Annotated in this window: 11 protein-coding genes; 9 read left to right on the top strand and 2 right to left on the bottom strand. The window is 43.2% G+C overall.

Going from position 1 to position 14098, the window contains the following annotated elements; all coding sequences use genetic code 11:
• The first annotated feature begins 172 nt into the window (after positions 1-172).
• Positions 173-1396: a BaiN/RdsA family NAD(P)/FAD-dependent oxidoreductase gene (locus O9290_RS10535; RefSeq protein WP_288057244.1), complete on the top strand. Its 1224-nt coding sequence runs from the start codon at positions 173-175 to the stop codon at positions 1394-1396.
• Positions 1397-1788: 392 nt separating this feature from the next.
• Here O9290_RS10535 and pckA read toward each other — a convergent pair whose 3' ends face one another.
• On the bottom strand, positions 1789-3468 hold the full coding sequence (gene pckA / locus O9290_RS10530; RefSeq protein WP_288057243.1) for a phosphoenolpyruvate carboxykinase (ATP): 1680 nt from the start codon (positions 3466-3468) through the stop codon (positions 1789-1791).
• Positions 3469-3886: 418 nt separating this feature from the next.
• Between pckA and O9290_RS10525 the strand changes: the two genes are divergently transcribed.
• The 8 genes from O9290_RS10525 to O9290_RS10490 all read left to right on the top strand — a co-directional run bounded on the left by O9290_RS10525 (position 3887) and on the right by O9290_RS10490 (position 10971).
• On the top strand, positions 3887-4027 hold the full coding sequence (locus tag O9290_RS10525) for a hypothetical protein (protein ID WP_002759867.1): 141 nt from the start codon (positions 3887-3889) through the stop codon (positions 4025-4027).
• Positions 4028-4298: 271 nt separating this feature from the next.
• Positions 4299-4559, top strand: a complete 261-nt coding sequence (locus O9290_RS10520; protein ID WP_287732224.1) for a type II toxin-antitoxin system RelE family toxin — start codon at positions 4299-4301, stop codon at positions 4557-4559.
• Positions 4560-4847: 288 nt separating this feature from the next.
• Entirely contained in the window at positions 4848-5753 is a 906-nt protein-coding gene (locus tag O9290_RS10515) for a PEP-CTERM sorting domain-containing protein (RefSeq protein ID WP_288056452.1), read from the top strand.
• A gap of 152 nt (positions 5754-5905) precedes the next feature.
• Positions 5906-6205, top strand: coding sequence for a hypothetical protein (locus tag O9290_RS10510; RefSeq protein WP_288087033.1), 300 nt, complete (start codon positions 5906-5908; stop codon positions 6203-6205).
• A gap of 152 nt (positions 6206-6357) precedes the next feature.
• The gene (locus tag O9290_RS10505) at positions 6358-7707 is read left to right on the top strand and encodes an AAA family ATPase (RefSeq protein WP_288057481.1); all 1350 of its coding nucleotides are present in this window, start codon (positions 6358-6360) and stop codon (positions 7705-7707) included.
• A complete protein-coding gene (locus O9290_RS10500; RefSeq protein ID WP_002758098.1) occupies positions 7708-8400 on the top strand; it encodes a hypothetical protein in 693 nt (230 codons plus the stop codon).
• A 324-nt stretch (positions 8401-8724) separates the two neighbouring features.
• Positions 8725-9417 carry a Uma2 family endonuclease gene (locus tag O9290_RS10495; RefSeq protein ID WP_288057483.1) on the top strand — a complete coding sequence of 231 codons (693 nt, stop codon included), beginning with the start codon at positions 8725-8727 and terminating at the stop codon, positions 9415-9417.
• A gap of 129 nt (positions 9418-9546) precedes the next feature.
• On the top strand, positions 9547-10971 hold the full coding sequence (locus tag O9290_RS10490; protein ID WP_288057485.1) for an FAD-binding domain-containing protein: 1425 nt from the start codon (positions 9547-9549) through the stop codon (positions 10969-10971).
• A 6-nt stretch (positions 10972-10977) separates the two neighbouring features.
• On the opposite strand, the gene O9290_RS10485 is transcribed toward O9290_RS10490, so the two are convergent.
• Positions 10978-13623, bottom strand: coding sequence for an efflux RND transporter permease subunit (locus O9290_RS10485; protein WP_288057487.1), 2646 nt, complete (start codon positions 13621-13623; stop codon positions 10978-10980).
• Between the last annotated feature and the right edge of the window lie 475 nt (positions 13624-14098).

Here is a 14098-nt window from a genome sequence, read left to right as displayed (position 1 = left end):
GGGGGGCAGGGGGGATCGGCACCCCCCTTATCAAGGGGGGATTAAGGGGGGATCGGCACCCCCCTTATCAAGGGGGGATTAAGGGGGGATCGGCACCCCCCTTATCAAGGGGGGATTAAGGGGGGATCAAAGACAAAATCTATCTTCAATTTAATTATAACCACTTACTTATATGACTCAAATAGTCGTAATTGGTGGCGGGGCAGCGGGATTTTTTGGCGCAATTAAAGCGGCAGAATCTAACCCAAAAGCTGGCGTTACTATCCTAGAAGCGGCAAAAGAACCTCTTGCGAAAGTGCGGATTTCGGGAGGGGGACGCTGTAATGTCACCCATCATTGTTTTGATGTTTCCCAATTGGTTAATTATTATCCTCACGGTGGCAAAGCACTACGGGGAGCTTTTAGTCGGTTTCAACCCCAAGATACTATTAAATGGTTTGAATTGCGGGGGGTAAAACTAAAAACAGAAGCGGATGGGCGAATGTTTCCCAGCACCGATAATTCTGAAACTATTCTTAATTGTCTGCGGGAAAGTGCGACTTTTGCTGGGGTTAATTTAAGGCTAAATTCCCCAGTTAAATCGGTAAAAAAACAGGAAGAAAGTTTTTTGATTGAATTAAAAAGAGAGGAGCAAATTAGGGCAGATAAGCTTTTAATTGCTACGGGAAGTAGTCCTTTTGGTTATCGCACCGCTCAAGATTTAGGTCATTCTCTAGTCTCTCCTGTCCCTTCTTTATTTACCTTTCAAATTGCCGATCCTCGTCTGAAAGATTTGTTAGGGGTTGCTGTGGATAAAGTGCGAGTTCGTCTTGGGGGAAGCAAATTAGAACAAATCGGACCCTTGTTAATTACCCATTGGGGAGTCAGTGGACCGGCTATTTTAAAACTTTCTGCTTGGGGGGCGCGGTTACTTCACGAGCATCATTACCGAATGCCTTTAATCATTAATTGGTTGGGGGATTATCATCCTGAAAAATTGCGAGAAATTATCTTACAAACTAAAAGTGAATATCCCAAAAGAAAACTTTTTAATTATTGTCCCTTTGAGCAGTTACCTAAGCGTCTTTGGCAGAGTTTATTAAGTTACTTGACTGTTAACTCGGAAACTCCCTGGGCCGAATTATCTAAAAATACTCTCAATCGATTAATGATTGAATTACAGCAAGGGGAATATCAAATCAAAGGAAAAGGGGTGTTTAAGGAGGAATTTGTCACCTCTGGGGGAGTGAATCTTCAGGAAGTGGATTTTAAAACTATGGAAAGTAAAATCTGTCCGGGGTTATATTTTGCCGGGGAGGTACTAGATATCGATGCAGTCACGGGGGGATTTAATTTTCAAAGCGCTTGGACCACTGGTTATCTCGCCGGACAAGCTATGGGCAATAGAAGGGTGTAGGAAGCACCGGAGAGGGGGAAGTGGGGAAGTGGGGAAGTGGGGAGCCTTTTTTCAGTAAACAGTAAACAGTGAACTGAAAACTCACATCTGACAACAAGGGCCGAATCTAAGACCTAATTGGTTAAGCTAAAAGCTTTGATGTGCTTAGTTTCTAACCTTCTTTTTAGGTAGGAGAATTGTCAGATTCTGTCTTTTGCCTCTTGCCTGTTGCCTCTTGCCTTCAGAAGCTGAATACTGACTCCTGAATACTGAATACTGACTCCTGAATACTGACTCCTGACTCCTGACTCCTGAATACTGACTCCTGAATACTGACTCCTGACTCCTGAATACTGACTCCTGAATACTGACTCCTGAATACTGCCTTCGTTAAAACCGATTCCTTGATGCTGTTATTCCCAAATTGGACCGGCTGCAATGATTTCTTGGGAGGCAGTGGTAAATTGACGGAAATTTTCCACGAAACGATGGGCTAATTCTCGCGCCTGTAGGTCGTAGGATTCGCCATCTTGCCATGCTTGTCGCGGGTCGAGGATTTTTTTGGGAACTCCGGGGACAATTTCGGGGACGAGAACTTGAAAGATGGGATGAGGATGGAAAACTACTTCCTCTAAATCGCCATTTAAAGCGGCGGAAACCATAGCACGGGTGTGTTTGATCGAAATGCGATCGCCGACTCCGTAGGGACCGCCGGACCAACCAGTATTAATCAGATAAACGGAGGTTTCGGGGTGTTGTTCTAAACGTTCCCCTAACATTTTGGCATAGACGAGGGGTGAGAGGGGGAAGAAACATTGACCGAAACAACTGGAAAAAGTCACCTGTGGGGCGGTGATTCCCCGTTCCGTTCCCGCTAATTTGCTAGTATAGCCGGAGAGGAAATGATACATCGCCTGGTTCGTGGTTAATTTGGCGATTGGTGGCAGTACCCCAAAAGCATCGGCAGTTAAGAAGATAATAGTTTTCGGGTGGGTTCCCATGCCAGATACGGCACAATTAGGGATATAACGCAGGGGATAGGCGGCGCGGGTGTTTTCGGTCAAACGTCCATCATCGTAGTCGGGAAGGCGATTATCGGGGGAAAGGATCACGTTTTCGAGAATAGTGCCAAATTGAATCGCCGCCCAGATTTGGGGTTCGTATTCGGCACTTAAACGGATGGTTTTAGCATAACAACCGCCTTCAAAGTTAAAAATGCCGTCTTCTGACCAACCGTGTTCATCATCACCGATGAGGCTGCGTTTAGGATCGGCGGAAAGGGTGGTTTTACCCGTACCGGAGAGACCGAAAAAGAGGGCCGTATGACCGTGTTTATCCATGTTAGCGGCACCGTGCATCGGTAAAACCCCTTGTTTGGTCATCAGGTAGTTCATCATCGAGAAGACGGATTTTTTGATTTCGCCAGCGTAGCGAGTGCCACCGATGAGAACGATTTTTTTTGCCAGGTTGAGGACGATAAAGGCTTCGCTGTTCAGGTCGTCATCCTCGGGATCTCCCTGTAACCCCGGCAGGGCAATCACGGTAAAATCAGTTTCATGGGCAGCTAGTTCGATCGCACTGGGCCGGAGGAATAACTGATGGGCAAAGAGGTTATGATAGGCGATTTCGGTGACAACGCGCACGCCAAAGCGACAATTAGGATCGGACCCGACGTAACCATCGAAGATATATAGGTCTTTTCCCTGTACATAGGCGAGGACTTTTCGGTATAACTGCTGGAATTTTTCCTCGCTAATCGGGGCATTATGCTGATTCCAGTCGATTTCCTTTTCGCTATTGGCTTCTTTGACAATGAATTTATCTTTGGGGGAACGACCGGTATATTTACCCGTTTCCACCACTAAAGCCCCATTATCGGCTAAAACGCCCTCATGACGTTCGATCGCCTGTTCGACTAATTGCGGTACGGAAAGATTGCGATAAACGCGACCGAGATTTTTCATGCCTAGGTTTTCGAGGCCGTAGGTGGGATGAAATTGATTTTCTAATTCGTAGTGGAAATTGACGTTCTCCACGCGATCGGGCAAGGGACAAGAGATACTATCATTGGTCAGCGTGTGTAGAGTCGGCATAACCCCAATTCTCCTGATAATTTAGTTGTCGGTTTAGAGCTAAGTTCCAGGTCTCTGATTAGTGCAGTTATAGAAACTAGAAAAACTCCGTTCTCTGTCTTTTTTCACTCCCAGACACCTAAGAAGCTATATTGATTAGTTTATTTGACGATATTTGCCTGATTAATCTGGTCTCTTGCTGTCGGTAAAGCCAATCTTAGAGCGGTAATTTAGGATTATTTGCGTATTTACCCCTCATCTCCCAGTCAGGGTTTTTACCTTTTCCCTCTTGCCGATCTAACTGCTTTTTCTAGATATTTTTAGTCTAGCTGTACAATAGGATACAGACGATGTTTTTTTTACAAAAATTAACAGCTAAACAACATTGGTCAGCTAATCTAGCAGTTAAGCTGCCCGCGAATTTAAATTGCTTGTTGAGATGAGGCAACAGGCAACAGGCAACAGTAAAGGGATTTGGGTAGATTTAGCCAATCTCAAGGATAGGCGGTTAAAATGCGTCTTAGCCTATCTTCATGGTGGGGTAGGAAGTCTCTGGTTTTGGGCAACGTCAGAACAATAGCTGGTCGTCCGGAGATGATGCCAAGGCTCCTAAACGTGGTTAAATCGGTTTTGCCGCTAATAAAAAAAGTCGATTGACACAGGGACCAGTTAGCGGCCAAAATTAACTCTATTAGCCGTTGGCAAGCTCTAGAATTGATTGTGTAAGTAGTCGGACATAAATTCTGTTGTCTATCTTAAGAAATGTAAATTGCCGCAATTCTTACTGACGACCGACTCCTGACTCCTGACTCCTTACCCCACAGTTAACTTTACTTTTGTCCAACTACTTAATGGCTTACTTGGTAGAATTTAGCCGCGAAGCAATCGCTGATTTAGAAGCACTCGCTCCTATCATTCAAGAGCGAATTTTGCGGAAAGTTCGCTGGTTGTCGGATAATTTTGAAAATGTTAGTCCTCAAGCTTTAAGTGCTAATTTGAGTGGTCTTTTCAAGCTTCGAGTCGGTGACTATAGAATTATCTATTCTTTTGCACCCGAAGCAAAGCGGCTTACCATCCACAAGGTTGGACATCGCCGAGATATCTACAGTTGATAAAATACTGTGTTTGAGAGTAAGTGGTTTCTTTGCTTAACATGATTTTTAGGGAAGACTTGTACAACCTTATTGTACAATTCCAAGCTCTTGAAGTCCCCAAAAACCCCAAAATCTCGATCGCTAGTTGGCGAGAGGAATGTAAAGATTTATTAAATTGTAGCTTTTGATACAGTTGTGGGGGGGGGATGTGTACTGTTTTGCTATTCGCCTTTGCTGTTGGGTTAGGCTGTCGCTTGACTCAACCCACTGTTCTCACGATCCACGTCTATTGGGGGAATTTCGAGTATGAAAGCAATCAAACGGCTACTAGCTTACAGTGCGCTAACCCCACTGCTGTTGCTAGTTTCAGCAAAAGATGCTAAGGCATCTCTTCTCGGTACAGATTGGTCGAATTTTAATAGCAACTTGTATTCAATTGACACTAACACCGGGACAGCTACTTTAATCGGCCCGACCGGACAGATTCGTATGATTGGCCTAGTTGTAGATGTCGATAGTACTATTTACGCCATCAGTGAAGAACCGAACAGCCGTCTTTGGACACTTAATCCTACGACTGGATATTCTACTCTGGTAGGACTGCTTGGGTTCAACTTGCAGGAAGGTGACATGACTATTGATCCTGTTAGCGGTGATATGTATGTTGCTGATGGTAGTGGTGACAATCTATATATCGTCAATAAGGGAACTGCGGCAGCTACCTTAGTAGGAAGCTTTGGTGCTGCGGGACGCGACGTTTCTGGCCTACAATTTTTTGATGGTACGCTTTATGGATTAGCACTTATGGACGGATCTCCAGATGTGTTGGGGACGGTAAATATAGCCAGTGGGCTGTTCACGACTATCGGTGCAACTGGTACTAATTGCGGGGTAATTGCTGCTTTAGGAAGAGACCCTGCCAGCGGCACTACCTATATCGGCTGCCCTAACACTGCTTTTGGCAATGATAATATGCTGTATGCCGTCGATCTGACCACAGGTGCATCTGTTCTATCCAATGCCCTCACAGGTGTTACATCAAGTATCTCTGGTTTTTCAGTAGCTGGAGAACCATCAATCTTGAAGCCAGTCCCCGAACCCACCTCAACCCTCAGCCTCCTCGCCCTCGGCACTCTCGGTGCAGCTTCAACCATCAAGCGCAAACTAAAGTCCTCTCAATCCACTGAAAAAGAAACCACAAAAGTAGGCTAAATTGCCTCTAAAAATACCATAAATGCCCCTTCAATCAATCTTGAGGGGGTTTGTTTTTTCCTTTCGCTTATTAAACAACTATCACCTCGTTGCTAGGGTCTCCCTGGCAACGCATTTCCAGAGGTTCTACCTTGGCACGAGACAAAGCATTGATGATCACACAAGGTCGAGAAGATCCAAATAGCCAATTTAGTGCCACAATAGGAGTAGTTTATTCTTCTCTCCTAGTTAAAAATATGCAAGTTAAAGAGCTAACCGTTGAGGAACTCAAGCTCCTCATTCAAGAAACTGTTGCCGAAACTATCCAATCTATCTTACTCGATCCTGACCAAGACAAAGAAGTGAAACCTGAAGTTAAGCAACAAGTTCTTGACTCTCTAAGACGGACTGAAATAGGAGAAAAGGGGGTTTCAGCCGAGGAAGTAGCCAAAAAATTAGGATTAAACTGGTAAGTAGTCGGACATAAATTCTGTTGTCTATCTTAAGAAATGTAAATTGCCGCAATTCTTACTGACGACCGGCTCCTGACTCCTGACTCCTGACTCCTGACTCCTTACCCCACAGTTAACTTTACTTTTGTCCAACTACTTATTTCCTCAAATGTGTGACTTTCAACCCTCACCATTGTCATAACGAAAGGGAAGTGGAGAGTAAATTAATTGTCCAGTATTTACTCCCCAAACTAGGCTACAATGCCGAACATTGGTATCAACAAGTTAGCTTCGGTAAAGTACGCTTAGATTTCCTTGTTTCCGCTCAAAAACCTATCAACAAAAAGCAGTTTTTACCCTCTCACTGTCTAATTGTCGAGGCTAAAAACCCCAGAGAAAAGCTCATCAATCATCGTCACCGTTTAGGTTATTATCTCGACTACTTTAAAGTGCAGTGGGGATTATTAACCAATGGTGATGAGATTCAACTTTATCGAAGAAAACCCGATAAAATTTATTTAGTTTTTAGATGTTCTGGGTTAGAAATTGCCTCTCACTTAGAACAGTTAAAATCTCTGATTGGCTACGAAACTTTATCCCTGGGTATTCCACCGCTTAATTCTCCAACAATCAACAACAAAAATCCCATGAAAACCATCGCAATTTATCATCATAAAGGTGGTGTTGGTAAAACCACCGTCGCTACCAATCTAGCGGCAGCCTTGAGTAAAAAAGGCAAGCGAGTTTTATTAATTGATATTGATGCTCAAGCTAATAGTACCTTTGCCGTTGGTTTAATTAAGTTTCAATTCGATGATGACGATGATTTAAAAGATAAAAATGTCTTTCATTTGCTCAATGATGGAGAGATAACTTTTGTGCCAACTGTTGTCAGAAAATCTCAGGGATTTAATCATCCAGAAATTGATGTAATTCCCGCTCATATTAGCTTAATTGAAAAACAAACTACCCTAACCAGATACGGAACCTCTAACACAAGATTATCTAAAAAATTAGATAAAGTTAGAGATGATTATGACTTTGTTATTATTGACACACCGCCATCCTTAGATTTTTATGCTCAAGCTGGTTTAATTGCTTCCGACTATCTGATTATTCCATCAGATCTTAAACCATTTTCTAATCAAGGTTTAAATAGTGTAAAAAGTTTTATCAAGGAAGCAATTAACGAAAGTCGTGAAAATTTAGGTAAAGAACCCCTAAAAATTTTAGGCGTTTTACCTTCCAAAATTTCCACCCATGCTCAATACTTAAGATTTAATTTTCCCAGACAAAAACAAGTGATTCCAGACAAATATGGTTTACCTTTGATGGAATCGACTATCTCGGAAAGAATGCCTTTATCTCGCTGTATAAATCAATACGTTACTGTGGGAGATTTAGAAATTCCTGCTCCCCAATCTATAATGGATTATGCCGAAAATCAAGGCGATGCGGGAGTATCAGCAGCAGAATTTGAAGCCTTAGCAATCGAAGTTTTAGCTAAAATAGGAGTTAAATAAATGTGGGATTTTTTACTAATTGATTTACAGGACGTGGTAGCTACTAAAGAGCGTTCTTATTTTCCAGAAACAGATTTACACAACTTAGCTAATCTTATTGTAGCAATGAAGGGCTTAATGCGTCCTGTCATTCTCAAAAAAATTGGCTTTGAACGCTTCCAGATTATTGAGGGAAATTTAGAGTATTATGCCTGTTTAATTGCTAAAGAAAAAGAACGCAGCCTAGAAACTATTAACGCTTTTGTGGTTGATAAAGAAGCGGAGAATATCGCTTTACAGCAAATGAAGTTATTATCTCCTTCTCCTGGGTTAATTACCACGCCCGAAAAAACAGATAATCCTCTAGAATTGAGGGTGAATAATCTTGAAAAACGATTAGAAACCCAGTTACAAGCAATCCGAGAGGAGTACCAAAAAGAAATCAAAAGACTGGAAGAAAAAATTATTATTTCTCCTCCTCCTTCTGCTTCTCCTCCTCCTTCTCCTCCTTCTAAATCGATTTTAGAGCTTTTGAATAGCTGTGATGCTAATCAACTTAAAAAAGCGGGAATTCCACCTGCATCTGTTAATGATTTTCTGAAAAAACGTTCAGAAAAGCCCTTTGATTCTGTAGAAGATATACAGCGAGGAGTGACAGGAATTGGGCAAGTAAGGTTGGCTAAACTTATCGATTATTTGCTGACTTACAATTAATTTTTGTGGGTGTGTTGAGATGCTTTAACACACCCTACCGATGGGTGTTATAATAATGGAAGATCAGTAAAAAAGCCTGATCCGATAGCGGGCAAAGATTAACTAAGTAGGTAGGTGTTAAAAATTGTCAGACACCCCCCTTATCAAGGGGGGAAGGGGGGATCCCCCCGCCTATCGGCACCCCCCTTAATAAGGGGGGCAGGGGGGATCCCCCCGCCTATCGGCACCCCCCTTAATAAGGGGGGCAGGGGGGATCAAGGGCAAAATCTATCTTCTATTTAATTAGAAACACTTACCTAGAAGACGGGTGAAAAGAGAAAACTTATGACAACTACCCCAGTAATAGCTGCTTCTTTAACAATTCCTCCCCTAGAAAACGGCGATAAATTAACTCGATGGGAATTTGAACGACGTTATCAAGGGATGCCCCATCTCAAAAAAGCGGAATTAATTGAAGGAATTGTTTATATGGCATCTCCCCTCAGATTTGAAAGTCACGCCGAGCCTCATGCTAATATTATCGGATGGTTAGCTCTCTATAAAGCGGCGACTCCAGGTGTTAGATTAGGTGATAATGCCACCGTGAGATTAGATATTGATAACGAACCCCAACCGGATGCCCTATTAAGAATTGACAAGGGAGGACAATCAACAATTAGTCAAGATGATTATGTAGAAGGTGCGCCGGAATTAATTGTCGAAATTGCCGCTTCCAGTGCTTCCTACGATGTTCATCAAAAATTAAATGTTTACCGTCGCAATCAAGTCCAAGAATATCTAGTCTGGCGGTTTTATGAACAAGAAATTGATTGGTTTCGACTACAGGCAGGAGAATATATTAAACTAGAACCCGATAGTGAGGGCATAATGCGCTCCCAAATCTTCCCCGGTTTATGGCTAGATAAAAATGCTTTATTAATGGGCGACTTAGGAAAAGTTTTATTGATTTTACAGCGAGGGTTAGAGACACCAGAACATCAAGATTTTGTTAATAAATTAACTGCCAATCACAGCTAGATTGTAAAATTAGATAATTATTCTTGATCCACTGTCCTAGAATTATAGAAAGAGTATTTTTGACTTGAATTTGCTCTTAACTGTACCCCAATAATCTCGCCCCTGATAATCTTCTCATCACCTTACTTTATGTCAAATCTAATCCTTTTCTGGCATCGTCGCGATTTACGTCTCTCGGATAATATTGGACTGAGTAAAGCTAGGGAGCGTAGTCCGAAAATTATCGGGGTTTTCTGCCTCGATCCCGCTATTTTAGAGAGGGATGATATCGCCCCTGCTAGAGTTGCCTATCTCCTCGGTTGTCTAGAGGAATTAGAAAAAAATTATCGCCAAAAAGGTAGTCAATTACTGATTATTTGCGGCAACCCCAGTCAAACACTCGTCAATTTAGCCGGCAATTTATCGGCAAAAGCAGTTTTTTTTAACCTCGATATCGAACCCTACGCGCGTCAACGGGATCAACAGGTAATCGCCGCTTTACAAACAAAAGGAATTGAGGTAGAAACCTTCTGGGATCAACTTCTCCACGCTCCAGGGCAAGTCCTCACCCTCTCAAAAAGTCCCTACACCGTATATACTCCTTTTTGGAAAAATTGGAGCCAATTAGCCAAAGCCAGCCCCAAAACCCTAGAAAACCTGCAAGGATTAGACGAAAATGAGGGGGAGAAACTCACAGAAACTATTAACTTACCAACCCTAGAAAATTTAGGTTTTACTTGGCAAAACCCCTTACCCCTCACCCCCGGAGAAAAGGCTGCCCATAGCAGATTAGAAGAATTTTGTCAAGGGGTTATTAACAATTATCAAGAAGATCGTAACTTCCCCGCTTTCGATGGGACCTCGCGCTTGAGTGCCGCTTTAAAATTTGGGGCGATTGGCATTCGCACAATTTGGACGGCAACCCTAGAGTTATTAGAAAATTGCCGCGCCGAGGAAGCAAAAGATAGTATTATCACTTGGCAGCAAGAGTTAGCTTGGCGGGAATTTTACCAGCATTGTCTCTATTTTTTCCCAGAATTGGCGGTCGGTGCTTATAGAAAAGAATTTCGTCATTTTCCTTGGCAGGATAACGAAGAACATTTTCAAGCTTGGTGCCAGGGAAAAACCGGCTATCCGATCGTTGACGCGGCGATGCGACAATTAAATGAAACGGGATGGATGCACAATCGTTGTCGCATGATCGTGGCGAGTTTTTTAACCAAAGATTTAATTATTAACTGGCAAAAAGGCGAAAAATACTTCATGCAGAAACTTTTTGATGGCGATTTAGCCGCTAATAATGGTGGTTGGCAGTGGAGTGCCTCTAGTGGCATGGATCCGAAACCTTTAAGAATTTTTAATCCCGCTAGTCAGACACAAAAATTCGATCCGCAAGGGGAATATATTCGTCAATGGTTGCCGGAATTAGCTTCCGTAGATACGGAATATCTAGTAACCGGGAAAATCCCCCGTTTAGAAAGACATCGTTGTGGTTATCCTGAGCCAATTGTCGATCATAATCAACAACAAAAAGAATTTAAACGACTCTATAGTAATCAGAAGCCAAAACGGTAAAACTAGCTACTTTTGACCGGCTTTAATCTGGTTCCAAACATCCTCTAAACTTAGATATAACACAGGCACAACAATTAAACTCAACAGGGAAGAAGTGACTAAACCTCCCACAATTACCATCGCCATGGGTTGCCGCAATTCCGCACCAGTACCCAATCCCAAAGCGATCGGAATCATGCCTAAAATTGTCGAACAAGTGGTCATTAAAATCGGTCTTAACCTAATCATTCCCGTTTCTAAAACCGCTTCCTCCCGACTCCAACCCTGTTGACGCAATTGGTTAGTATAATCCAGCAATAACACAGCATTTTTATCGAGTAGTCCCAAGAGGAAGATAAACCCGATCAGAGAAATCATACTAAACTCACTACCCGTTACCAATAACCCCAACATTGCCCCCACAATCGCTAACGGTAAACATAAAGCGATGACGATAGTTTCTAGCAGTCTTCTGAATAATAACAATAAAACTCCTAACATTAAAATTGTCGCTAGGATTAAAGTGCGACCAAAACTGCCCAAAACATCGCTACTTTGAGAAGAAGTACCCCAACGCTGTAAAGTTATCCCTTCCGGTAAAGGAATCCCTTCAATTTTAATCGCCGCATCTTCTAATCCTAAATCGGGACTAAGATTAGCACTGAGAAAAATCGCCTGTTGACCATTTAAACGCTCGATCGCCAAAAAATCCCCCCGCTCATTTAATCTAGATGATAGGGAAATATCCTTTAAACCAGCGATTTTAGCAGCCTCAACCCGCAATTTCTCGGCACTATCGCGCAATAGCTGCAAATTATCGCTTTTAATCGCAATTTGGATCGGCTTTTCCGCTTCCGTCTGCACAAAAGGAATGTCCTCGACACTGACATTCACCCCTCTAATTGTCGGTAAAATTTGCCGAATCCGTTGCTGCACGGCACTGGTGTGAGATTTACGATCGCTCTTCAGTTTAACGTGAATTTTGCCACGATTCGGCTCACCCCGTAAACCGGCGATCAGAAAAGTCGATTCCACTTCCCCATCCCGTAAAATCGGCGCTTCTAATTTGCTGCCATCGCGGATAGTGCGACGCAGGAGAAAACTTTCGGGAGAACTCGCTAACTGGGAAATCCAAGCGAAACTATCGCTAGAACTCTTAGCCGTCGGTTTATTAGGACTAATTTGTGTTATTTTCGGCAAAGGAGAAGTATAAACCAGATTAAACTCGCCGCGATCGAGTCGGGGAATAAATCCCCTAGAAATAAAAGGAATCAGGGCAATACCTGCAAAAAAGGTAATTAGGGCGATAGCAATGACCAGCAAACGATGACGCAATGACCAGTTTAAGAGCCGTCGATAGGCGTTTTCAATCGGTCGCTTTTGTTTCGTCATTTTTGCCCGTGACTGCGGTTTCAGCCAATATACTGCCAAAACTGGCGATAAAGTTCGGGCGACCAACAGGGAAAAAATCACCGCAGCCGAGACAGTTAAACCGAAGGGTTGGAAAAACTGTCCCACCGCACCCCCCATAAAAGCCACGGGTATGAACACGGCAACAATGGTTAAAGTGGAAGCAGTGACAGCTAATCCGATCTCCCTTGTCCCCTTGAGTGCCGCATTTTTCGGGGTTTCCCCCGCATCGATTAAACGGGAAATATTCTCCACATCAACGATCGCATCATCCACGACAATGCCGATCACCAAAGCGAGAGCCAGTAGCGTCAGGGTTTCCAGATTAAACCCATAGATGGCCATGATAATGGAAGTCCCCAAAAGAGATAGGGGGATAACCAGAGCAGAAATGATTGTAGCGGCGAAACTGCCTAAAAATATCCAGATCACCAGCACCGACAGCAAAACTGCCAAGAGTAAATCATCGATCGTGCCTTGTAGGGCAGCGCGAATATATTCCGCTTGGGTTTCAGCTAAAATTATCTTGACATCGGGCAGTTTTTGTGCTATGTCTTTAACCAGTTTTTCTGCTTGAGCGGCCAGATCGAGACTATTGGCAGCACCTTGTTTGATTACCTGCACAGCGATCGCCTCTTGGCCATTAAAGCGCACCAGCGTGGGCAATGGTCGGGTTAAGCTTTTATGGGGATTATCTTCCCTAACTGTACCTTGACCGAGTAAATTAACTTTAGCCGTACCTTCGAGAGCTTTTAAGGGCGGAATTAAATTATCTTGGGCGATTTGGCTTAATTCTTCTAGGGTTTTTTGCTCACTCACCAGCGAATAGGTGACTGTTGCCGACTCATTTAAATCAACGGGGATAACTTCTGTAGTAGCTTGAGAGGGTAAAGGGATTTGCGAGATAGCCTGTTTAACTGCTGCGGTGGCTTTGTCTAAATTTGTGCCAATTTTAAAGAAAACGCTGATTACTGACTGTCCGGGGGCAGTAGTCGAGGACACATCCCGACAACCGGGGAGAGAGAAAAGGGGATTTTCTAGGGGTTTAGTTAATTGCTGTTCCGTGGTGATAGCAGTAGCTAAATCCGCTTGGGCGTTAATTATTACGACTGGAAAGCTGATATCGGGGAAAAGAGCGTATTTTAGGGAACTAAAAGCAAAAATTCCCGCCATGGCCACCGCTAACCAGAAAGCAATGGTTAACCTCGGGGCATTAATCGCTATTCGAGAGATATTCAGACGTTCTCGCCACGATTCTTTCATCTTTTGATCATCTCTCATAAGTGGGGAGTGGGGTGTGGGGAGTGGGGTGTGGGGAGTGGGGTGTGGGGTGTGGGGAAGTGGGGAAGTGGGGAAGTGGGGAAGTGGGGAAGTGGGGTAGATAGGGAAGTGGGGAAGTGGGGAGTGGGGTGTGGGGTGTAGGGTGTGGGGTGTGGGGTGTGGGGTGTGGGGTGTAGGGTGTGGGGAAGTGGGAAGTGGGGAGAATAAATAAAAATAATCTCCTGACTCCTGACTCGGAGACTCCTAACCCAATGGTAGATGTTGGATTTTTGCAGGAGTTCTATTTTCTAACAAAGATAAGCAAAAATTATTTATTGACTGCAAAAACTTGAGAATATTTAAATTAACATTCCGCAATATTTATAAATTCTTAAGAATTAATTGAGAAAGATTTTTATTTAACAACGATGTTATCATAGTTACAGCGATTTTACTGAATTTCATAATGGGTTATTCT

This window comes from Microcystis sp. LE19-41.2A, from assembly GCF_027530405.1.
GTDB classification, from domain to species: Bacteria; Cyanobacteriota; Cyanobacteriia; order Cyanobacteriales; family Microcystaceae; genus Microcystis; species Microcystis aeruginosa.
The sequence above is the reverse complement of the archived record's forward strand: the minus strand, read 5'-3'. Positions and strand labels throughout refer to the sequence as shown.

Excerpts from the sequence above, each read along its gene's own strand:
- O9290_RS10535 (WP_288057244.1), top strand. The coding sequence starts at position 173 with ATGACTCAAATAGTCGTAATTGGTGGCGGGGCAGCGGGATTTTTTGGC.
- pckA (WP_288057243.1), bottom strand. The coding sequence starts at position 3,468 with ATGCCGACTCTACACACGCTGACCAATGATAGTATCTCTTGTCCCTTG.
- O9290_RS10525 (WP_002759867.1), top strand. The coding sequence starts at position 3,887 with ATGAGGCAACAGGCAACAGGCAACAGTAAAGGGATTTGGGTAGATTTA.
- O9290_RS10520 (WP_287732224.1), top strand. The coding sequence starts at position 4,299 with ATGGCTTACTTGGTAGAATTTAGCCGCGAAGCAATCGCTGATTTAGAA.
- O9290_RS10515 (WP_288056452.1), top strand. The coding sequence starts at position 4,848 with ATGAAAGCAATCAAACGGCTACTAGCTTACAGTGCGCTAACCCCACTG.
- O9290_RS10510 (WP_288087033.1), top strand. The coding sequence starts at position 5,906 with ATGATCACACAAGGTCGAGAAGATCCAAATAGCCAATTTAGTGCCACA.
- O9290_RS10500 (WP_002758098.1), top strand. The coding sequence starts at position 7,708 with ATGTGGGATTTTTTACTAATTGATTTACAGGACGTGGTAGCTACTAAA.
- O9290_RS10495 (WP_288057483.1), top strand. The coding sequence starts at position 8,725 with ATGACAACTACCCCAGTAATAGCTGCTTCTTTAACAATTCCTCCCCTA.
- O9290_RS10490 (WP_288057485.1), top strand. The coding sequence starts at position 9,547 with ATGTCAAATCTAATCCTTTTCTGGCATCGTCGCGATTTACGTCTCTCG.
- O9290_RS10485 (WP_288057487.1), bottom strand. The coding sequence starts at position 13,623 with ATGAAAGAATCGTGGCGAGAACGTCTGAATATCTCTCGAATAGCGATT.